The organism is Olleya sediminilitoris (genome assembly GCF_016785945.1).
Classification (GTDB): domain Bacteria; phylum Bacteroidota; class Bacteroidia; order Flavobacteriales; family Flavobacteriaceae; genus Olleya; species Olleya sediminilitoris.
Map to the genome: position 1 here is coordinate 22,360 of NZ_JAEMEF010000012.1, position 19,896 is coordinate 42,255.

The 19,896-nt window shown below is 32.5% G+C and carries 21 protein-coding genes; 2 read left to right on the plus strand and 19 right to left on the minus strand.

Annotated elements, in window-relative coordinates:
• Positions 1-128: 128 nt before the first annotated feature.
• Positions 129-1,100, minus strand: a complete 972-nt coding sequence (locus JAO71_RS12575; RefSeq protein WP_203001128.1) for an endonuclease/exonuclease/phosphatase family protein — start codon at positions 1,098-1,100, stop codon at positions 129-131.
• Positions 1,101-1,174: 74 nt separating this feature from the next.
• On the opposite strand from JAO71_RS12575, the gene hflX reads away from it, so the two are divergent.
• Together hflX and JAO71_RS12585 are read left to right on the plus strand one after the other, a co-directional pair.
• The gene (hflX, locus tag JAO71_RS12580; RefSeq protein ID WP_028290265.1) at positions 1,175-2,404 is read left to right on the plus strand and encodes a GTPase HflX; all 1,230 of its coding nucleotides are present in this window, start codon (positions 1,175-1,177) and stop codon (positions 2,402-2,404) included.
• Positions 2,405-2,462: 58 nt separating this feature from the next.
• A complete protein-coding gene (locus tag JAO71_RS12585) occupies positions 2,463-2,813 on the plus strand; it encodes a hypothetical protein (protein ID WP_116823891.1) in 351 nt (116 codons plus the stop codon).
• Positions 2,814-3,022: 209 nt separating this feature from the next.
• Here JAO71_RS12585 and JAO71_RS12590 read toward each other — a convergent pair whose 3' ends face one another.
• The 18 genes from JAO71_RS12590 to JAO71_RS12675 all read right to left on the minus strand — a co-directional run bounded on the left by JAO71_RS12590 (position 3,023) and on the right by JAO71_RS12675 (position 19,863).
• Positions 3,023-3,961, minus strand: coding sequence for a DUF3078 domain-containing protein (locus JAO71_RS12590; protein WP_116823892.1), 939 nt, complete (start codon positions 3,959-3,961; stop codon positions 3,023-3,025).
• A 116-nt stretch (positions 3,962-4,077) separates the two neighbouring features.
• Positions 4,078-4,581: a DUF2480 family protein gene (locus tag JAO71_RS12595; protein ID WP_116823893.1), complete on the minus strand. Its 504-nt coding sequence runs from the start codon at positions 4,579-4,581 to the stop codon at positions 4,078-4,080.
• A gap of 20 nt (positions 4,582-4,601) precedes the next feature.
• Complete coding sequence (locus JAO71_RS12600; protein ID WP_116823894.1) at positions 4,602-6,437, minus strand: ABC transporter ATP-binding protein; 1,836 nt, start codon at positions 6,435-6,437, stop codon at positions 4,602-4,604.
• A gap of 15 nt (positions 6,438-6,452) precedes the next feature.
• Positions 6,453-6,779 (minus strand): DUF59 domain-containing protein, encoded by a 327-nt coding sequence (locus JAO71_RS12605; RefSeq protein WP_028290261.1) that lies wholly within the window; start codon positions 6,777-6,779, stop codon positions 6,453-6,455.
• Positions 6,780-6,815: 36 nt separating this feature from the next.
• Positions 6,816-7,241 (minus strand): SufE family protein, encoded by a 426-nt coding sequence (locus JAO71_RS12610; protein ID WP_028290260.1) that lies wholly within the window; start codon positions 7,239-7,241, stop codon positions 6,816-6,818.
• An 83-nt stretch (positions 7,242-7,324) separates the two neighbouring features.
• On the minus strand, positions 7,325-8,137 hold the full coding sequence (locus JAO71_RS12615; protein WP_203001130.1) for an META domain-containing protein: 813 nt from the start codon (positions 8,135-8,137) through the stop codon (positions 7,325-7,327).
• Between the two features lie 54 nt (positions 8,138-8,191).
• Positions 8,192-9,406: an aminotransferase class V-fold PLP-dependent enzyme gene (locus tag JAO71_RS12620; protein WP_215906993.1), complete on the minus strand. Its 1,215-nt coding sequence runs from the start codon at positions 9,404-9,406 to the stop codon at positions 8,192-8,194.
• Between the two features lie 3 nt (positions 9,407-9,409).
• Positions 9,410-9,730 carry a hypothetical protein gene (locus JAO71_RS12625; RefSeq protein WP_028608167.1) on the minus strand — a complete coding sequence of 107 codons (321 nt, stop codon included), beginning with the start codon at positions 9,728-9,730 and terminating at the stop codon, positions 9,410-9,412.
• Positions 9,731-9,735: 5 nt separating this feature from the next.
• Positions 9,736-11,049, minus strand: a complete 1,314-nt coding sequence (gene sufD / locus JAO71_RS12630; protein WP_203001132.1) for a Fe-S cluster assembly protein SufD — start codon at positions 11,047-11,049, stop codon at positions 9,736-9,738.
• A 128-nt stretch (positions 11,050-11,177) separates the two neighbouring features.
• Positions 11,178-11,930, minus strand: a complete 753-nt coding sequence (gene sufC / locus JAO71_RS12635) for a Fe-S cluster assembly ATPase SufC (RefSeq protein WP_028290256.1) — start codon at positions 11,928-11,930, stop codon at positions 11,178-11,180.
• 5 nt (positions 11,931-11,935) lie between these two features.
• The gene (locus JAO71_RS12640) at positions 11,936-12,283 is read right to left on the minus strand and encodes a hypothetical protein (RefSeq protein ID WP_203001134.1); all 348 of its coding nucleotides are present in this window, start codon (positions 12,281-12,283) and stop codon (positions 11,936-11,938) included.
• Between the two features lie 6 nt (positions 12,284-12,289).
• Positions 12,290-13,162 carry a quorum-quenching N-acyl-homoserine lactonase MzmL gene (mzmL, locus tag JAO71_RS12645; RefSeq protein ID WP_203001136.1) on the minus strand — a complete coding sequence of 291 codons (873 nt, stop codon included), beginning with the start codon at positions 13,160-13,162 and terminating at the stop codon, positions 12,290-12,292.
• A 17-nt stretch (positions 13,163-13,179) separates the two neighbouring features.
• Complete coding sequence (gene sufB, locus JAO71_RS12650) at positions 13,180-14,628, minus strand: Fe-S cluster assembly protein SufB (protein WP_054852165.1); 1,449 nt, start codon at positions 14,626-14,628, stop codon at positions 13,180-13,182.
• A 19-nt stretch (positions 14,629-14,647) separates the two neighbouring features.
• Entirely contained in the window at positions 14,648-14,977 is a 330-nt protein-coding gene (locus JAO71_RS12655; RefSeq protein WP_028290252.1) for a HesB/IscA family protein, read from the minus strand.
• A 105-nt stretch (positions 14,978-15,082) separates the two neighbouring features.
• Positions 15,083-16,156 (minus strand): cytochrome-c peroxidase, encoded by a 1,074-nt coding sequence (locus tag JAO71_RS12660; RefSeq protein ID WP_203001138.1) that lies wholly within the window; start codon positions 16,154-16,156, stop codon positions 15,083-15,085.
• A gap of 2 nt (positions 16,157-16,158) precedes the next feature.
• Entirely contained in the window at positions 16,159-16,914 is a 756-nt protein-coding gene (locus tag JAO71_RS12665; protein ID WP_203001140.1) for an MbnP family protein, read from the minus strand.
• Positions 16,914-18,269, minus strand: a complete 1,356-nt coding sequence (locus JAO71_RS12670; RefSeq protein ID WP_203001142.1) for a hypothetical protein — start codon at positions 18,267-18,269, stop codon at positions 16,914-16,916. Before JAO71_RS12670 ends, JAO71_RS12665 begins: the two co-directional genes overlap by 1 nt.
• 40 nt (positions 18,270-18,309) lie before the next feature.
• On the minus strand, positions 18,310-19,863 hold the full coding sequence (locus JAO71_RS12675) for a choice-of-anchor B family protein (RefSeq protein ID WP_203001144.1): 1,554 nt from the start codon (positions 19,861-19,863) through the stop codon (positions 18,310-18,312).
• Positions 19,864-19,896 lie beyond the last annotated feature (33 nt).

Here is a 19,896-nt window from a genome sequence, read left to right on the forward strand (position 1 = left end):
ACTATAACTCTAGTAAAGTTCTTGTTTATAGTTAGTCTGTAATATTAGTTTTGTCCAAACTCAAGAAGCTGTCTGGGCATTTTTCACAAACAATAAAGATGTTGTAAAATTTATAACTGTTATATAATTTACTTTTTCTTTAAAATTAAATATACCGGAAAATGATCGCTATAACCACCTTTATAGCGTTTGCCAACGTAAGTCCTGTAAGGTGTGCCTTTATATTTACCATCAGATTGTTTTAAAAAATCAGGATCATAAATATCGGCTTTTACGTATCTAAAAGATTTGCTTCTACTTTTAAAAAAATTAGGAGTGATTAGTATTTGATCAAATAAATTCCATTCAAAATTATGACTAGTTGTCCCACGATCTATGGATAATAATGTTTCCATTGGATTGTATAACCCTTGATTATCCACTAATTGTTCAATACTTTTACTAGCAGGATCATCATTAAAATCACCCATGACAATTACTTTAGCGTCAGGTAAATTATCTTTTAATGTTGCAATTATAGACTGTAAATGTTTAGATGCTGTTAATCGTTTGTGTTCTGTTTCATTATTGCCAGATCGTCTGGATGGCCAATGGTTTACTAAAAAATGAACTGTTTCGCCTAAAAACAAACCACTAACCAATAAAATGTCTCTGGTATAATCAGGCGATCCATCGTCATTAGTAAAATTATAAGTAAACACATCAGAGCTAGTAACAGTAAACTTTTTACTATCATAAATAAAAGCAACATCAATACCACGTTCGTCTTTACTATTGTAGTGTACAAATTGGTAAGGGTATTCTTTTAAATGTTTAGATTTAATTAAATCTTGTATTACAGCTTCGTTTTCTACTTCAGCTAAACCAATAATGGCAGGATGACTATTGGTTTCTTTTCTTCCAATATTAGAGATGGCATAACCAATTTTTCGTAATTTATTGTTGTATCTTTTAATAGTCCAACGTTTTTCGGATGTTGGATTAAAATCTTTATCGCGAGTTAGCTCGTCTTTATAAATATCAAATAAGTTTTCAATATTATAAAAAGCAACCGTTTGTTTGTTCGTTTTAGGTTTTAAGAAGTTAAAATTCAAGACCATTAATTTTTTTGGTGGTTAAAAATAGCAATTTTATTATGGATACAATTATGTAACTTTGTAGTATAATTAATTATATGTTAGAAAAAAAAGATATCGAGCTTGAAAAAGCAGTTTTAATTGGTGTAGTCACAAAAGAGCAAAACGAAGAGCAGTCCAAAGAGTATCTTGACGAGCTTGAGTTTTTAACCTTCACAGCAGGTGGAGAAGTTAAAAAGCGTTTTACTCAAAAAATGGAAATGCCTAATCCCAAAACTTATATTGGGACAGGTAAAATGGAGCAAGTACGACAATACATTGAAGATAACCATATTGGTACAGCTATTTTTGATGACGAGTTATCTTCATCTCAAGAGCGTAACATAAGTAAAATATTAAATGTAAAAGTATTAGATCGTACCAATTTAATTCTAGACATTTTTGCACAACGTGCACAAACCAGTTATGCAAGAACACAAGTAGAGTTAGCGCAATGCGAGTACCTTTTACCAAGACTTAGAGGTATGTGGACACACCTTGAGCGTCAAAAAGGAGGTATTGGTATGCGTGGACCTGGAGAAACCGAAATAGAAACAGATAGACGTATAGTACGTGATAGGATTTCGTTATTAAAAGCTAAAATCAAGACTATAGACAAGCAAATGTCTGTGCAACGTGGTAATCGTGGACAAATGGTACGTGTCGCACTAGTAGGATATACCAACGTAGGTAAATCTACCTTAATGAATACCGTAAGTAAGTCAGAAGTATTTGCCGAAAACAAGTTGTTTGCAACCCTTGACACAACCGTAAGAAAAGTAGTCATCCAAAATCTACCATTTTTATTAACAGATACCGTTGGGTTTATACGTAAACTACCTACACAATTGGTAGATAGTTTTAAAAGTACATTGGACGAGGTTAGAGAGGCAGATCTATTATTGCACGTCGTAGATATTTCTCACCCAAATTTTGAAGATCATATTGAGTCTGTAAACAAAGTATTAGGCGAAATAAATAGTGCAGACAAACCTATAATAATGGTGTTTAATAAAATAGATGCCTATAAAGCCAAACCGTTTGATGACACAGACCTTATAGCAGAACGTTCTGAGGAGCATTACAGCCTAGCAGAATGGAAAAAAACATGGATGAGTCGTGTAGGTAAAGACAATGCTTTATTTATATCAGCATTAAACAAACGTAATTTAGAAGAGTTTAAAAAACGTGTCTATGATGAGGTGAGAGACATACACGTGACGCGTTTTCCGTACAATCACTTTCTATATCCAGATTACGATTATGATAATTTAGGAGAAGAAGAGTAAGATAATTTGGGCGTTACCCTAAAGGGTCAGGCCGTCCGTTATATCTTTTTTGTACAAAATGGAGAGACAAACGATAATAATTAGTGGTTTTTTATTCTGTTTAATTGGAATTTTATTTGGACCATTATTTTATAAAAACATGCAATATGGAGAAATTTTTATTTTGTTAATTATATATCCAATTCCTGCTCTGATTTTAGCAACACTCAACGGTTATTTGCTTTGGATTACGGAATTGAAAACTCAAAATCTGATTTTGAAAATTTGTAGTGGATTTATTCCAATTCTTATTATGGTATTAATCGCATTGGGAAAGGAATCACCAACCCAATTTATTTCAATTTTCGGGATTTTTGGAATTGGAATAACTAATCTACTTTGGATTACTAGAAAACTAACTAAATCTTAAAATGGGCACTCCATTTTAAGATTTGGAATTTTATTATTATTGTGATTTCCTTTTCTCTTACAATCAATTACACTAGTATGTTTAATCAAGGAAATAATGCAGCATAAGTTTTATATACATCAAAAAAGGATGCCACTTCCATCCTTAACGCATAAAAAAAGCACCTTGAAAAAAGGTGCTTTTTTTATAAAATAATGTAAGACTATTAATTAGAATTTATAATTTAAACCTAATAACCAGTATGATTGTAATTTGTTATCTACGTTATCAAAAGTAGGTTCTGCATTAGTAGAAGTAACATCGTACTGACCTAATGCATAATTAAGAGCTTCTTGTTTGTTGCTTCTTAAACCAAAGTCAAAACCAACACCAATCATTTTCCATAAGTTGTAACCAAAACTGTTAATCCAAGTAAAGTTAGATAAATCTCCATCTTCATAAGATTGGAAAGTAGAGAAGTTAGACTTAAAGCTAATTGCACCAATTTGTCTAGTATAATCTGCAACAATTTTAGCACCTAAAGACGATTGGAAAACCGCATCGTTTTTAGCAAACACAAAGTTGTAGTTTAATGGATGTGCAACAACAATTAAGTTTTCAATAGGTGTCCAAGTTAAACCAACACCAACATCTAAATATCCTGGATCATTAAAGTTGTCTAAAATTGTAGTTCTGTATTCAGCTAATCCAGACACTGCTAAATTTTTAGCAATATTTCTTCCGTATAAAGAAGAGATGTTAAATACATCTGTAGTTGCTTCAAAATCCTCACTATCTGTAGGGTCGTTTTTATCATCTAATTTTACCCAACCTAAGTTTACATTTAAACTGTTTCTCCAGAAAAATTTGTCTTCTATTAAATTAGCAAAACCATTAACAGTAAATCCAATAGTACCAGAAGAATTGTCTACAGCAGATTGAGAGTACCAGTTACTAAATTCAGAAATGCTTCCACCAATAGTACCAAAAGCACCTTTTCTCCATCCTGGAAGTGCATCTATTTGAGCTTGTAAAGCATTTGCTTCACCTTGTAAAGCATCAGCTGCTGCTTGTTTTTCTGCTTTTTGAGCTTGTAATTCTTCTTTTGTTTGAGCGTTTAAGGAAACCATTCCCAAAAATAAAGCTCCAATAAATAATACTTTTTTCATAAAATATAAGTCTTTAATAAAACGGTTACAAATATAAGGTTTAGTTACAATTTATCACAAAACTCATTTTGTTTTAAATATCTGTATATCAATACCTTAAGTAGGATATTTAAATTTTATCGTTTATACAATGGAACAAAAGAACAAGCCTCTCCATACATGATATTTTTAGCATATGGTTTTAGCTTGTTTGTTATCATTACATAAGCGTTTATAGGCACTGGCTTGTTACTACAGCCTTTAATTATAACAGGTTTGTCTTGGTAAATTGTAGCATCGATATTGGTAATTATATCTTGGTATATAGCAGTCTCTAAATCCTCTAAAGTTCCAATATGGCACTTTTCGACAAACGGTTCTAAATTCACGGTCAACAACATAAAAGCCCAATCAGGTATAATAGCATCTACACTACAATGTATAGCAACATACTGGTTTTGGTATTGACTCCAGTCATGATTTTTTACATATTCTCTAAAATCTTTCTCTTTTAAAACCAATTCATGAAATAACCAGTCTTTAATATCAAATTGTACACGTGCACCTTTTGGATAATAATCCTCAAGATCTATAGTTATCAGTTTACTATTTGCTACACGATTTATAATCTCTTCAGCCATAATTTAAAAATAAGTAATTATTATTGGTATCCTTCTGCTTGTAGTTTAAATAAGTCAGCATATAATGACTGGTTAGCCATTAATTGGTCGTGTGTGCCCATTTCTAGTACGCGACCTTCATCTAACACCAAAATCTTGTCTGCTTGTCTTACAGTACTAAACCTGTGCGAAATAATAATACTAGTTTTATCTTGTGTTAGTCCTATAAATCTATCAAATACATCACTTTCTGCTTTAGCATCTAATGCAGATGTTGGTTCATCTAATATCATAACCTTAGCATCTTTCATATAGGCTCTAGCTAATGCTACTTTTTGCCACTGTCCACCAGATAATTCTTGTCCTTTTGCAAAGCGCTTACCTAATTGTTGGTCGTATCCTTTTTTAAGTTCTGACACCACTTGATTAGCTAAACTTAATTCGGCAGCATTTTCAATTTTATCTTGATTGTCTATTTGGTCAATGTCACCAATAGCAATATTTTCTCTTACGGTAAATTCGTATTTAAAAAAATCTTGAAAGATCACACCAAAAAACGTTTGGTATTCAGCTTTATTAAACCTGTTAATATTTATTCCGTCTAATAATATTTCACCCGAAGTAGGCTCGTAAAAACGTAATAATAATTTAGTCAATGTTGTTTTTCCTGCTCCATTTTGGCCAACAAATGCTAGTTTTTCTCCAGCTTTTATTTTAAAACTAATCCCTTTTAGTATCTTATTATCAGATTCTGGATAAGAAAATATTACGTTTTTAAATTCAAAACCTTCTGTTATAGTTTTTGGTAATGGCATATCTTCTTTATGTTTTGGTGCAATAGATATGTCAATAAAATCAAAATAGTCTTTTAGGTATAATGCACTTTCTGATATACGTGTAAATTTAGAAAAGAAATCTTGTAGGTTTCTGGTTAACCTATTAAAAGCACCTGATAAAAATGTTAGTTCTCCTAAAGTAATTACTCCAGATATGACGCGATATATAATAAAGACATACGCACCATAATAGCTAAGTGTCCCTAAAACATTAAATACAAAACCTAAAGCAGATCGTTTTATAGCTAGTTTTTTGTTTAGGTCGTAGTATTCTTGGGACAAATTTTTAAAACGATTAACCACAAAATCTGTTAAACCAAACAGTTTAATTTCTTTAGCGGTTTTGTCATTTGCACCTATGTAACGTAAGTAATCCAATTCTCTACGTTCTGCAGTCCAACCTCTTGCTAAAGAGTATTGTTGTTGACTAAACCAAATTTCGTTTATAAATGAAGGTATGATACTTAATACCAAAAGTATGATTAGGTAAGGTTCAAAATACACTAAACCAGCAACAAGGGTTGCAATAGATATTAAGCTTTGCACTTCACCAAGTGCATTGGACATTAAACCAACACGACTTGTAGTTTGTGTTCTGGCACGTTCTAATTTATCATAAAATTCAGAGTCTTCTAATAGGCTAATGTCTATTTGATTGGTTTTTTTTATGATTCTTACAGAGGTGTCAATAGAGTAGGCATCACCTAATAAACTATCTGTTAATTGGATGGCACGATTGACTAAGTCAGACAATACAATTAAACCAAACTCTATAGCAACATACGTCCATAATTGGGTTAAGTCTGTACTCTCTGATTGTGTTTGTAGTATAATTTGATCAATAATAATTTTACCTATCCATAAAATTATGACAGGTAAAATGGCACCAATTAACCTACAAAACGCTGAACTTAAAAATAAGGTTTTGTTGGTGTTCCAGATTTCTTTAAAAAATCGTGGTATAAATATTAATGCGCTAAAAGATTTTTTTAAGCTAGTCTTGTTACCATCTTTTAACGATTTTGGAGTACGTCTAGCCATTTATAATCTTAGATTTTAAAGCATTCCAAGTTCTAATTTTGCTTCTTCGCTCATTAATTCTTGTGTCCATGGTGGATCAAAAGTAATTTCTACTTCTGCATCTTTAACTTCGTTTAAAGATTTAACCTTCTCTTCTACCTCTAAAGGTAGTGTTTCTGCAACAGGACAGTTTGGTGTTGTTAGGGTCATTAAGATTTTTACATCGTAGTCTTCGTTTACAAAAACATCGTAAATTAATCCTAACTCGTATATGTCTACAGGTATTTCTGGATCAAAAATAGTTTTTAAAACTTTCACTATTTTTTCACCTAACTCTGCTGTGTCTATTGTTGTTTCACTCATGTTACTGTGTGCTTTTAATTTCCGCGAAAGCGAAACTTATTGTATTTGTGTTTGGTATGCTATAGCATACATTTTTATTTGTTTTATCATGCTTACTAGACCGTTTGCTCTAGTTGGTGATAAATGTTCTTTTAAGCCAATTTGATCTATAAAATCTGTATTAGCGTCTAGGATATCTTTTGGATGTTGGTTAGAAAATGCTCTAACTAAAATTGCAATTATCCCTTTGGTTATAATAGCATCACTGTCTGCAGTAAAAGCTATTTTATCGTTATCTAACTCTGCATGAACCCAAACTTTACTTTGGCAGCCTTTAATAATGTTAGATTCTGTTTTGTATTCTGGAGCGATTAATGGTAATGATTTACCTAAATCAATCATGTATTGGTAACGCTCTTCCCAATCTTCAAACATTGAAAATTCGTCAATTATCTCGTCTTGTATTTCTTTAATAGTCTGCATTTTTCAATATGTTTTCAGTTACAAAATTAATCAATATGGATTGATTTATTACTAAAGAATTACTAAAGATATTTATAGTGTTATTAATCTTTAGTTTTTGTATTTTGTTTTGCTATACTATTTAGTTTTGTAACAAGTTCTGCTATTTCTTTTGGTGGATTTCCAGCATCAAAAGTTGGTGTTGAGTATTGTTGTCCGTCAACTGTTATGGTTACATTAGCTGCTGCTGCACCATCATATTGATGTGCTTTGCTAGGAGCCTCTAAATTAGTAATGGATTTTGGGTCTATACTTTCTGATAAGGTTTTTAAAGCATTCCAGTCATCTTTACTACACGATTGTACGTTTTCCTTCTCAGCTCTGTTAAACTGAGATGTTACGGTCTCTTTATTTACTTCAATTAAGGTATAACTTCCTCTGCTAGAGGCTGCATATCTAAAAGTTAAATTGCCCTCTTGTTTTTGAGATGTTTTGTCTATATCTGCTTTAGCAGTTATTAGTTCTTTTTTATTTTCAAGAAGTGTAACCTTATTATCTTCTAAAGTGTAATGTGTTGTGTTTTGTAAATTTTGAAGAAAGGTAGCTTCTGTATCATTATCTTGGCAAAACTTTTTTGTTGAAACTAATGGACCAAAGGATATGCTATTATTTGTAGTTATCGTATAAGTACCAGAAAATTGATTGCATCCCGAATGGCCTGATACACGTTCTGCCTCTGCATCAAAGTTTAAGCTTAAGTTTTTATCTGCTTTGTTGTGACTGTTTAAAGTCGACACAATAAAATTTCCGTTTAATGGCTGAGATTTCATATCTGTATTTAAACTAGTTGTTGCATCTTTTGCTGTACCACAACTGTTTAAAATTAATGAAAAAAGTATAATCGTAATTGTTTTCATAGAAGTAATATTTTGGTATTTGACAATAATATTACAAAAAAGAAGCCAAAGTTATTACGATAGCATCATTTTTGCTTTCTTGACACCTTGTACTAAAGTGTCTATTTCTTCTTTAGTATTATAAAATGCAAACGAAGCTCTTACAGTACCTGGGATTTTAAAATAATCCATTATTGGTTGAGCACAATGGTGTCCTGTACGCACTGCAATACCCATTTTGTCTAATAATGTCCCTACATCATAAGGATGAATGCCTTCTAGATTAAAAGAGATTACTGAAGTTTTATTTTTTGATGTACCGTAAATTTTTAGACCTTCAATATCTTGTAATTGCTTTGTTCCGTAGTTTAGTAATTCATGTTCGTATTCTGCTATGTTATCAAAACCTATAGCATTCATGTAATCTAGAGCTGCTCCAAAAGCAATTCCACCACAAATATTAGGTGTACCTGCTTCAAATTTATGTGGTAATCCTGCGTATGTTGTTTTTTCAAAAGTGACTTGGTCAATCATTTCTCCACCACCTTGATAAGGCTCCATTTTATTTAGCCATTCTTCTTTACCATAAAGCATTCCAACACCTGTTGGTCCGCAAATTTTATGCGCAGAAGTCACATAAAAGTCAACATCCAATGCTTGCACATCAGGTTTGATATGTGGACTAGCTTGTGCACCATCTATTAATACCGCAGCACCAAATTTGTGCGCTTTATCAATGATGCTTTTTATTGGGTTAATGGTTCCTAAAGCATTTGATATATGGTTAACAAAGACTAATTTAGTTTTGTCATTTAGTAAGGCATCATAAGCCTCCATATCTAGTTCTCCTTCAGGAGTCATTGGTATTACTTTAAGAATTGCTCCAGTTTTTTCACAAAGCATTTGCCAAGGGACAATGTTACTGTGATGCTCTAGAGCGGAAACAATTAATTGGTCTCCTTTTTTTAATATTGAAGTAAAGCCATTTGCAACTAAATTAATACTATGTGTTGTTCCTGAAGTAAAAATTACTTCATAAGCTTGTTTAGCATTAAAATGTTTTTGAATGGTATGTCTAGCAGCTTCATATTTATCTGTCGCTTCTTGACTTAATGCGTGCACACCTCTGTGTATGTTGGCATTGTAATTACTGTAATAATCTACTATTACATCAATGACTTGTTGAGGTGTTTGTGATGTTGCTGCATTGTCAAAATACACTAATGGTTTACCATTTACTTGTCTATTAAGTATCGGGAAATCCTTGCGTATTTTGTTAATGTCAATCATAATTTATAGTTTAAACTCTGAAGCAATGCTATTAAATAGTGTTACAAAAGTATAAGCAGCAAATGCTACAGTTATTAAAAAAGCAATAATAACATGTGTTACTTTTATAATGTCTTTGGCTAAAACGTTAGTAACTGTTTTAAATATTAATATAGAAAGTATTATTATTAAGTAGGTTAATGACAACCCAACAAAAGTTAATAAAATACCATCAAAAAAACCTCCTTTAGTAAAATAGTATGTAGTCCCAGCTAATAATGCTATAGCTAGACATATACCAATTATTTTAAGGTAAGTCTTAGTTGAAATGCTTAATAAATCCATAGGTTTTATAAATCAAATCCTATGTTAACATTTAATTTAGTAGCGATTAGCTTTGTTATACGTTGTTTTAATTCTGGAATTTTAACCGATTTTAAAACATTGTTACTAAAAGCATACATTAATAATCCTCTAGCTTCCTTTTCTGGAATACCTCTAGATTTCATGTAAAATAATGCGCTTTCATCTAATTGTCCTATTGTACAACCATGAGAACATTTTACATCATCTGCAAAAATCTCAAGTTGAGGTTTAGAGTTTATTGTTGCTTTATCACTTAAAAGAATATTGTTATTTGACTGGAAAGCATTTGTTTTTTGAGCTTCCTTATTAACAATTACTTTACCATTAAAAACTCCTGTCGCACTATCGTTAAAAATCCCTTTGTAATCTTGGTGACTTTCACAATTTGGCTCAATATGATGCACTAAAGTGTTATGGTCAACGTGTTGTTTATCTCCAATAATGGTAATACCATTTAATGTCGAGTCCATGTGCTCTCCATTTTGGTAAAAGTTAAGATTGTTACGTGTTAACTTTCCACCAAAACTAAAGGTGTGTACAGAAACATGTGTTTCGCGTTTTTGTTCAACAAAAGTATTGTCTATTAACGAAGCGTTTTTGTTGTCGTTTTGTACTTTGTAGTAATCTACAATGGCACGTTTGTTTGCCACTATTTCTGTAACTGAGTTTGTTAAAACAGGATTATCAGTTAAGCTCTGGTGACGTTCTATGATTTGTACATGTGAATTTTCATCGACAACAATTAAGTTACGTGGCTGTAGCATTAAAGCTGCTTCATTACCAGTTGAAAAATGTACAATTTGTATTGGTTTTGCAACAACTTTATTTTTAGGAATATGAATATAAGCACCTTCCTTTGCAAAAGCTGTATTTATAGATGAAATTCCGTCTTTTGTAGCTACGCTATTAAAGTAATTTTCTATTATTAGTTGATATTTTGGTTTTGTTAATGCCGAAGACATTAAGCAAACATCTATACCATCATGAGTTGTTTCTGATAAATGAGAAGAATACTTACCATCAATAAATACGATTTTATAAGTATCTATATCATGAATAAAATATTTTTTAATTTCATTGTATTCTAATGCACTATCTTGGTTAGGAAATATGCTATAGTCATGTTTTAAAACACTATTAAGTGATGTATATTTCCAAGCTTCGTCCTTTTTAGTAGGAAACCCTTCCGCTTCAAAAGTTTTAATAGCTTCACTTCTAATATCATGTACTTTGCTATCGATATCGTTTTGATTTTCGAATGCTATAAAAGACGATACTAATTTTTCTTTTAAACTCATATTTTAAGTCTTCAGTTTGCAGTTATTGTAAAACCTTGGTAACAGGTGTTTACAATAGCTTGTTACTGTATTTATTTTATTATTTAAACTATAATGTTCTGCGGTTTACACAGTATTTATAGTTAATGTTAAGCGTCAACTTCTTCTTTAATCCAGTCGTAACCTTTTTCTTCTAGCTCATGCGCTAGCTCTTTACCACCTGATTTTACAATTTTACCATTGTATAATACATGTACAAAATCTGGTACGATGTAGTCTAATAAACGTTGGTAATGTGTTATAACTATGACACCATTATCTTTGTTTTTTAGTTTGTTTACACCATTAGCAACAATACGTAAAGCATCAATATCTAAACCAGAGTCAGTCTCGTCAAGAATTGCTAATTTTGGCTCTAACATTGCCATTTGAAAAATCTCGTTACGCTTTTTTTCTCCTCCAGAAAATCCTTCGTTTAAAGATCTAGATAAAAATTTACGATCAATTTCTAAAAGTTCTGATTTTTCACGAATTAATTGAAGCATTTCTTTAGCAGGCATATCTTCAAGACCTTTTGCTTTTCTAGTTTCGTTGATAGCAGTTTTCATAAAGTTAGTGACACTAACTCCTGGAATTTCTACTGGATATTGAAACGATAAAAACACACCTTTATGTGCACGCTCTTCAGCAGCTAACTCTTCAATATCTTCACCTTCTAAAAGGATGTTACCATCGGTCACTTCATATTCTTCCTTACCTGCAATAACTGAAGCTAAAGTACTTTTTCCAGAACCATTTGGTCCCATTATAGCGTGTACTTCTCCAGCTTTTACCTCAAGGTTTATTCCTTTTAATATCGATTTGTCTTCAACACTTGCGTGTAGGTTATTTATCTTTAACATACTATTTATTTTCCTAGTTTGATAACGTCGTTTTTATTTTCCTTTAAAGCGCTTACGCTTATAACTTTATTTATTTTTAGCTTATATGGCCAACCTTCTTCATTTTCATCTTTAGGAATTAACTTTCCTAAAACTTCAATTTTAACCATATCTGTTGGTTCTTTTTGGAAGGCTTTTGCTTGTTCTGCAATTTGATTGACTTGGTCGTTTAAAACTACTCCATGAATATCATTACCAACCTGAAATACAGCTGCATCAGCATAATACACAAAGTCACCTTTATATTGTTCTCCTTGATCTGTTTTGCAACTAACAAATGCGATAAGTAATAGTACAATAATTGCTTTTTTCATGATTAACTATTGGATTGGTTCTGGTGCGTGGTTTAAACTATTAAAATCTTTAATGGAGTGCTGAATAATAACTTTTGCTTTTTTGTTTTCAGCGAAAGTTTCAAAAACTTCCATCGATTGCTTTGTGTTTTCAGAACTGTGGTTAAAGCTTGGTACTATTTTGTTTGATCTATTTTCTTCAAAATGATATAAATCTCCTGTTAATAAAATTGGACCCTCTTGTTCCAATTCTAAGAATAATGATTGATGACCTGGAGTGTGTCCTGGTGTTGACTTTATGATAACTTTTCCGTCATTAAATACATCAAAGTCTCCATTAATTTTTTTGATGTTTTTTAAATCTTTAATGGCATTATAATTATCAGGAGCTTCTTTTTGTTGTACTTCACTAGTTACAAAATCATATTCTGATTGTTGTACTAACCATGTTGCATGAGATAATTTTGATGCGGAACCAGAATGGTCAAAATGGGTGTGTGATAAAGCAATGTACTTAAAGTCTTCGGTTGTTAACCCAATGGTTTTAAGTTGCTCGTCAAGCCCTTTTTGTCTTGATAAAGTAAACGCTCCATTTGGTGTTGTAAATGGTGCTCTTCCAATAAATCGTTCAGACAATCCAGCATCCCAAAGTAAATTGCCTTCTGGATGTTTGATTACAAAAAACATGTCTGCAAAAGTCTTACTTTCACCTTTATATAAATCGTCTTCCGAAAAAATCTCTAACGCATTAACTTGTACTGTTCCACCATCAAATACAAATAGTTGAATAGGTACCGTTTGTTTTGCAGCAACATTGTTAGTGTCTTCTAAGCTTTTTTTAGAGTCTTTACAAGCTGTAAATGTTATTGCTAAAGTTAATAGTATAAGTATTTTTTTCATTGTATAATTAAAGTTGTTTAACCTACAGATCCTTCTAAAGATATTTCTAATAATTTTTGAGCCTCTACAGCAAACTCCATTGGTAACTTATTTAACACGTCTTTACTAAAACCGTTTACGATTAAAGCGATTGCCTTTTCTGTGTCAATACCACGTTGATTACAATAAAATATTTGATCTTCACCAATTTTACTTGTAGTTGCCTCGTGTTCTATTTGTGCAGATTTATTTTTAGCTTCAATGTAAGGGAAGGTGTGTGCACCACACTCATTACCCATTAATAGACTGTCACATTGTGAAAAGTTTCTAGCATTAGTAGCACGACTACCAATATGTACTAAACCACGATATGAGTTTTGAGATTTTCCTGCAGAAATTCCTTTTGAAATAATAGTCGACTTGGTGTTTTTACCTAAGTGAATCATTTTTGTACCAGTATCTGCTTGTTGGTAGTTGTTTGTAACTGCTATCGAATAAAATTCTCCAATGGAGTTATCTCCTTTTAAGATACAACTTGGATACTTCCAAGTTACTGCACTACCTGTTTCTACTTGTGTCCAAGAGATTTTAGCGTTTTTCTCGCATAAACCACGTTTAGTTACAAAGTTGTAAACACCACCTTTACCTTCTGCAGTTCCAGGAAACCAGTTTTGTACTGTACTATATTTAATTTCAGCATCATCTAAAGCTATAAGCTCTACAACAGCTGCGTGTAATTGATTTTCGTCACGACTTGGAGCAGTACAACCTTCTAGGTACGATACGTAGCTACCTTCATCTGCAATTAGTAAAGTACGTTCAAATTGTCCAGTACCACCTTGGTTAATTCTGAAATAAGTTGATAATTCCATTGGACATTTAACGCCTTTTGGAATATAACAGAACGATCCGTCACTAAATACTGCACTATTTAAAGCTGCATAAAAATTATCTGTTGTAGGTACAATGGTACCAATATATTTTTTGACTAATTCTGGATGCTCTTTAATCGCTTCAGAAATACTCATAAATATGATTCCTTTTTCAGAAAGCGTTTTTTTAAATGTTGTTGCAACAGAAACTGAATCTACAACAATATCCATTGCTATGTTATTCATCTTCTTTTGCTCATCAACAGAGATTCCTAATTTTTTGTACATCGCTAATAAATCAGGATCTACATCGTCTAATGTTTTGTTAGGGTCAACTGCTTTTGGAGCAGAGTAATAGGCTATAGACTGAAAGTCTGGTTTTTTGTAATTTACATTAGCCCAATCTGGTTCTTCCATTGTTTTCCATACTTTGAAGGCTTCTAACCTCCATTCCGTCATCCATTCTGGCTCTTCTTTTTTCATAGAAATAGCACGAACAATATCTTCATTTAAACCAATAGGAAATGTTTCAGATTCTATATCTGTAAAAAAACCGTATTCATATTCTTTGGTTTTTAATTCTTCTCTAAGGTCGTCCTCTGTATACTTTGACATATTTTGTCTTTAAGTTTAATTATAGTGAAAAAGATTCTCCGCAACCACAAGTACGGTTAGCGTTAGGGTTATTAAATACGAAACCTGTTCCGTTTAATCCTCCCGAATATTCTAGAGTTGTACCAATTAGATACAGAAAACTCTTTTTGTCAACAATAATTTTTATGTTATTGTCTTCAAACACTTTATCGTCGTCTGCTTTGGTTTTGTCAAATTTTAAATCATAAGACAAACCAGAACAACCACCACTTTTAACACCTACGCGAACATAGTCAGTGTTTGGGTTGAAGTCATCATCATTCATCAGCTCGATGACTTTCTTTTTAGCTGTGTCAGAAACTTTTATCATACCTGTTTATTAGATTTTATCTAAACGTCTTGCAAAGATACAACATCAGTCGCTTTTTTCCTTATCAACTAACATTATATTAGTATATGGTTTTATTGATTTTTCTTATTGTTGAATAAAGTCCGGATTATTTATAAAGGTAGGATCTGATAAAGTCAGTAAAAAAGCCTTAAGATCGGCTTTGTCTTCAGTAGTTAATTGGACGCCACCTTGGTTTACTTTTTTCATTAATGTGTCAATGGTATCAGAGTCCTGTAATCCAGTGCTGTAATGCTCAATGACCTCCTCTAAGGTAGCAAATCTACCATCGTGCATATATGGAGCGGTGTAAGCTAAATTACGAAGTGAAGGTGATCTAAATTTTCCGTTATCGTTTGGGTTTCCTGATATTAAACCTAGTCCTAAGTCAGAAAAAGTGGCATCTAAACCATTGTTATGAAATTGATTATCCGTCCAAAGTGGATTGTTTGGATTGCCATGACAATGGAAACAGTCTCCTTTGTCTTCGCTCATAAAAATATTTAATCCGTTTTGCTCTTGAGGTGTTAATGCAATTTCTCCATTAGAAAATTTATCAAATTTTGAGTTTCCTGAAATTAAAGTACGCTCGAATTGTGCAATTGCTTTAGCAACTAATTGTTTTGTTATAACAGAAGTGCCAAAGGCTTGTTCAAAAAGCTTAGGGTATTGCTCATGATTATTAAGTTTAGCTTCTACAGGTTCCCAACTATCATTGCCAAGTTCGTTGGTGTCAATGACTGGTTCTAATGCTTGGTTTTCAAGGCCTAAAGCATGACCATCCCAAAAGTATTTGTCATCAAAATTCCATGCCAAATTAAATAAAGGCATACTGTTTCTGGTTCCTAGTGTAGTTGTTACTCCTTGGCTAAATTGATTTGGGTCAGAAAAAGCATTTTGTGGTAAATGGCAACTAGCACATGCTTTAGTGCCATCTACAGATAAAATATTGTCAAAAAATAAACGCTTACCTAAAGTGACACCTTCAACGGTAAGTTTATTATTAATAGGGATTCTTGGGTCTATCAATTTTTCTGCAAATAGGGTAGGGATTTCTAATTGATATGGTATTGGTATATAGTCTTCTTCTTGCGTTGTTGTTTCTGAAGAACATCCAGAAATAATAACCACAAAAAGGGTGAATATGAACCAATTTTTCATGATTATTGAGTTATTTCGCCTAAGTTAAAAATACTCATTATATTTTGTTGCATCATTTTTTGAGCATCATAGTTAGGCATTAATGGTGTGTCTAAAACGTTTAAATCCCAAATATTTGGATTAGTAAATAACTCGGCAATATTCATATCTATATTAATTACAGTGTCACTATTTATTAAGATTGGTGTTTCAAATGCGATTTCTGCAAAATTTTGCTCAAATACACCTTCGCTGACTCTTGCTGTTCCGTTATGAAAATTAAAAGGAGATGCATCTGTCGTGTCAACATTATACATACCATCAAATTGTAAAAAATGATAGCCTCCACCAAGCATTTCTGGCCAATTCCATGAGGCTGTATTTAAGTCAGGGTAAGCACCATCAATATTATCTGTTTCATTAAAACCCCAAACAAATTTTAAGGTGTATGTTCCAGAAGGAATTGCATTGTTTTCTGGGCTAAAATTATAGGTGTCTGCTATAGCTAAATCTGTAAATTTATAACCGTCAAAAGTATAAGTCTCGTTGTTGGTATTGGTTAGCTCAAAGCGAGAGGTTAGGTATCTAAATCTATCTATGTTTATGGCTTCTCCATTTGCGTTTGTAACAGTTGTGGTTTGTAGGTTGTCATTGTTAATTTCGGCATTGTTCCAGTGATGGTTAAAGGTGAAATTTACTTTTGGTGATATTATAGTATTATCTTCATTGCAGGTAAATAAAGTTATAGCTAGTATTAAAAGTGTGGTTATTTTTTTCATTATTTTATTTCTATTAAAAGAAGGTCTGTAAAACCCTTATTTTCGTTTATGTCTAAATCATTACTGCTTGATTCTCCAACTGCTATAATTTTACCATTACTGAGTTGAGTTACTCCGTAAGTAAAATCCACATTAGAACCACCTATGGCTTGTTGCCATATTAATTGACCTGATTGGTCTATCTTAAAGATCCAAGCATCATTTTGACCATTATTTGACGTTAAGTTACCTGAAGCGCTTCTGGAGCTTCCACAGATAACAAAACCATTGTCGTTAGTTTTAGCAATTGCGCGACCAACATCAAAATCTTCTCCTCCATATGTTTTTTCAGAAAGTATTTCGCCTTCAGGCGAAATTTTAATCATCCATACATCTGCAGCACCAAAGTTACTCGTAACATCTGTATCTTGACCACGAGTGTCGCCAAGAATAAAATAATTGCCATCCTGAGAGGCTATTATAGCTCTGGCTTCATCAATTTCTGTTGATCCAAATGATTTCTCCCATAATAAAGTTCCTGTGTTAGAAATTTTTACAATCCAAAAATCATAAGACCCTTTATTGTTACTGATGTCTGTGTCATCACTATCTGATGATCCAACTATAATAAAATTATTGTCATTAGTTTGAATGGCATCAAAAGCGCTATCTGTAAACAAGCCACCATAATATTTGCTCCATTGTACTTCTCCGGATGGGTTAAGTTTTAAAGCCCAGTAATCTCCTCCAGCATGAAGTGTTTGGCTGTTTCTAGAGTTGCCTTCTCCTCCTGAAGCTGTAACATCTAAAATACCAGTTATAAAATAACCGTTATCATTAGTTTGAAGTATGGATAATCCTGTATCAATACCAGAATATCCAAATGTTTTTTCCCATTGTAATTGACCTTGGTTGTCTAATTTTAATACCCAAAAATCCTCTTCACCATTGTTGTTGGAAACATCTCCATCAATGCTGTAAGTATGTCCAATAATAGCGTAACCACCATCTTGAGTTTGGATAATATCATTTCCTCTTTCGTCGTTAGTTCCTCCAAAAGTTTTTGACCATTCCAGTTGAATATCTTGATTGTATTTTAAAACCCAAACATCATAACTTTCGTTGTTTTTTGTGGTTACATCTCCATCCATGGATTGTGTAAACCCTAAAATTACAAAGCCTCCATCTGATGTCTTTTTTACAGTTTGTCCACTTTCATTTTTAGAACCTCCTAAAGTGGTTACATTATCTACAATTCCTGCTGAAATGTTGTTGGGTGACGAATCTTGTGTTGGCAAAGTTTCGTCTTGACATGAAAATATGCTTAATATGGTTGATGATATTACAGTGGTAATTGTTAGTTTTAATTTATTCATTTTTAATCAATTACATGTTAGTAGCTCGTAATTTGAAATATTACTTTTTAACTACTAATTTTTTTGTTGTGGTGCTATTTATCTTAACAAGGTATATTCCGTTAGCTAAATGATCTGTATTTAATACGAAGCTATTTTGGTCAATATTGTCCTTGAAATAAACCTTTTTACCTATCACGCTGTAAACTTCAATAGTTTTTATTTTTTGTGTTTTATTGGTGCTTATTGTAGTGTTAGAATTTGTAGGATTTGGTGCTAATGAAAAAGAGTTTTTTATAGAAAACTCTGGAGTGCTTAAAGGTGAGTTGCTAGGTCTAACTATAAACAAGCCACCTTCAATATCACTGATTATTATATTACCACTTTCAAAATAAGGATATGTACTCCATGCACCATTAAAATTAGCGCTATTACTAGAAGGATAGGTGTCAAAATAAGCGATTTCAGAATTTGAATTGTTAGAAGAAATAAGTGTCGGAATATCTAAAACACGCAATCCTGCTCTGTAATTAGCTAAGTAAAATTTATCTCCTTTAACATAGCCATTGTGGTCAATTGCTGCTAATGAAGATTCGTAAGTTGTTGCTAACACTGGATTATCTAAATCTAACAGGTCAAAAACGAAAGTTCTTGTTCCAAAACCAAAATTTTGCTCATCAGTTTCGTCTCCAAAAATAAAATACCTGTGGTCATCTGTAAACCAACCTTGATGTGCATAGCCAGGATTTGGATATGTTATTTCTGATATAAATTGAGGGTTTGATTTATCTGTTACATCTAAAATTACCACTCGGTCATTTGAGCCACCATTGCTGGCTAATAATATTTGTCTTCCAATATAGCTTGTTATTCCCGTAACTGTTGGGCTTGTGGCATTATTGTCTGTTCCGTTGTAGGTAATGACTTGTGCGTCATGTGTGTAGCCTTTACCAGAATAGCTTCCCGAAATAGTAGGTGATTGTGGATTTGTAATGTCTACAAAAACAGGCCCACCACTTGCTGCTCCACCACAACCTACTAAATAAGCAACGCCTTCACTTTCATTAATGACTATGTTGTGACAGCTGCCAATTGTAATTCCGTTATCACCATAAAAAACATTTACGTTACCGTCTAAAGGGTCACTGGTATAAGTTAAATCACTATTTGGTCCAATGCGTAAATTAGTTAGATCAAATATTTGCATTCCATGACTCCCAACACCATCTGCTACTATAAAAGCATGATTGTTATATACTTTTACATCTCTCCAAAATGATGTGTTACCATTTGAAGTTTCAATTCGCCCTAAAAATACAGGATTGATTGGGTCACTTATATCTACAAAAGCAGTACTGTTAGTAGTGCCAACAATCGCATACTCTTTACCATCAAGTGGGTCTGTCCAGCCCCAAACATCGCTTCCTTCTTCATTACCTAAAGTTGTGGCTAGAGTTGTAATAGGTACTCGTGATAGTAAATCGTAACCATCACATGGGTAAGTAGTGTCAATACCATTAAGAGTATGTGTTACAAACCCATTAACACAAGGGTTTTGTGCTAGTGTTAATTGACCTATAAAAAGAGAAGTCACAATTAGTAGTTTTTTAAGCATCGATTTTTGGTTAAATTATTCTTAAAGATTAGT

What these genes read in the sequence shown, in the direction of transcription:
- JAO71_RS12575 (WP_203001128.1), bottom strand. Translation starts at nt 1,100, where the DNA reads ATGGTCTTGAATTTTAACTTCTTAAAACCTAAAACGAACAAACAAACG.
- JAO71_RS12585 (WP_116823891.1), top strand. Translation starts at nt 2,463, where the DNA reads ATGGAGAGACAAACGATAATAATTAGTGGTTTTTTATTCTGTTTAATT.
- JAO71_RS12660 (WP_203001138.1), bottom strand. Translation starts at nt 16,156, where the DNA reads ATGAAAAATTGGTTCATATTCACCCTTTTTGTGGTTATTATTTCTGGA.
- JAO71_RS12610 (WP_028290260.1), bottom strand. Translation starts at nt 7,241, where the DNA reads ATGCAGACTATTAAAGAAATACAAGACGAGATAATTGACGAATTTTCA.
- JAO71_RS12655 (WP_028290252.1), bottom strand. Translation starts at nt 14,977, where the DNA reads ATGATAAAAGTTTCTGACACAGCTAAAAAGAAAGTCATCGAGCTGATG.
- JAO71_RS12595 (WP_116823893.1), bottom strand. Translation starts at nt 4,581, where the DNA reads ATGGCTGAAGAGATTATAAATCGTGTAGCAAATAGTAAACTGATAACT.
- JAO71_RS12590 (WP_116823892.1), bottom strand. Translation starts at nt 3,961, where the DNA reads ATGAAAAAAGTATTATTTATTGGAGCTTTATTTTTGGGAATGGTTTCC.
- JAO71_RS12615 (WP_203001130.1), bottom strand. Translation starts at nt 8,137, where the DNA reads ATGAAAACAATTACGATTATACTTTTTTCATTAATTTTAAACAGTTGT.
- JAO71_RS12600 (WP_116823894.1), bottom strand. Translation starts at nt 6,437, where the DNA reads ATGGCTAGACGTACTCCAAAATCGTTAAAAGATGGTAACAAGACTAGC.
- hflX (WP_028290265.1), top strand. Translation starts at nt 1,175, where the DNA reads ATGTTAGAAAAAAAAGATATCGAGCTTGAAAAAGCAGTTTTAATTGGT.
- sufC (WP_028290256.1), bottom strand. Translation starts at nt 11,930, where the DNA reads ATGTTAAAGATAAATAACCTACACGCAAGTGTTGAAGACAAATCGATA.
- sufD (WP_203001132.1), bottom strand. Translation starts at nt 11,049, where the DNA reads ATGAGTTTAAAAGAAAAATTAGTATCGTCTTTTATAGCATTCGAAAAT.
- mzmL (WP_203001136.1), bottom strand. Translation starts at nt 13,162, where the DNA reads ATGAAAAAAATACTTATACTATTAACTTTAGCAATAACATTTACAGCT.
- JAO71_RS12665 (WP_203001140.1), bottom strand. Translation starts at nt 16,914, where the DNA reads ATGAAAAAAATAACCACACTTTTAATACTAGCTATAACTTTATTTACC.
- JAO71_RS12670 (WP_203001142.1), bottom strand. Translation starts at nt 18,269, where the DNA reads ATGAATAAATTAAAACTAACAATTACCACTGTAATATCATCAACCATA.
- JAO71_RS12625 (WP_028608167.1), bottom strand. Translation starts at nt 9,730, where the DNA reads ATGGATTTATTAAGCATTTCAACTAAGACTTACCTTAAAATAATTGGT.
- JAO71_RS12640 (WP_203001134.1), bottom strand. Translation starts at nt 12,283, where the DNA reads ATGAAAAAAGCAATTATTGTACTATTACTTATCGCATTTGTTAGTTGC.
- JAO71_RS12605 (WP_028290261.1), bottom strand. Translation starts at nt 6,779, where the DNA reads ATGAGTGAAACAACAATAGACACAGCAGAGTTAGGTGAAAAAATAGTG.
- sufB (WP_054852165.1), bottom strand. Translation starts at nt 14,628, where the DNA reads ATGTCAAAGTATACAGAGGACGACCTTAGAGAAGAATTAAAAACCAAA.
- JAO71_RS12620 (WP_215906993.1), bottom strand. Translation starts at nt 9,406, where the DNA reads ATGATTGACATTAACAAAATACGCAAGGATTTCCCGATACTTAATAGA.
- JAO71_RS12675 (WP_203001144.1), bottom strand. Translation starts at nt 19,863, where the DNA reads ATGCTTAAAAAACTACTAATTGTGACTTCTCTTTTTATAGGTCAATTA.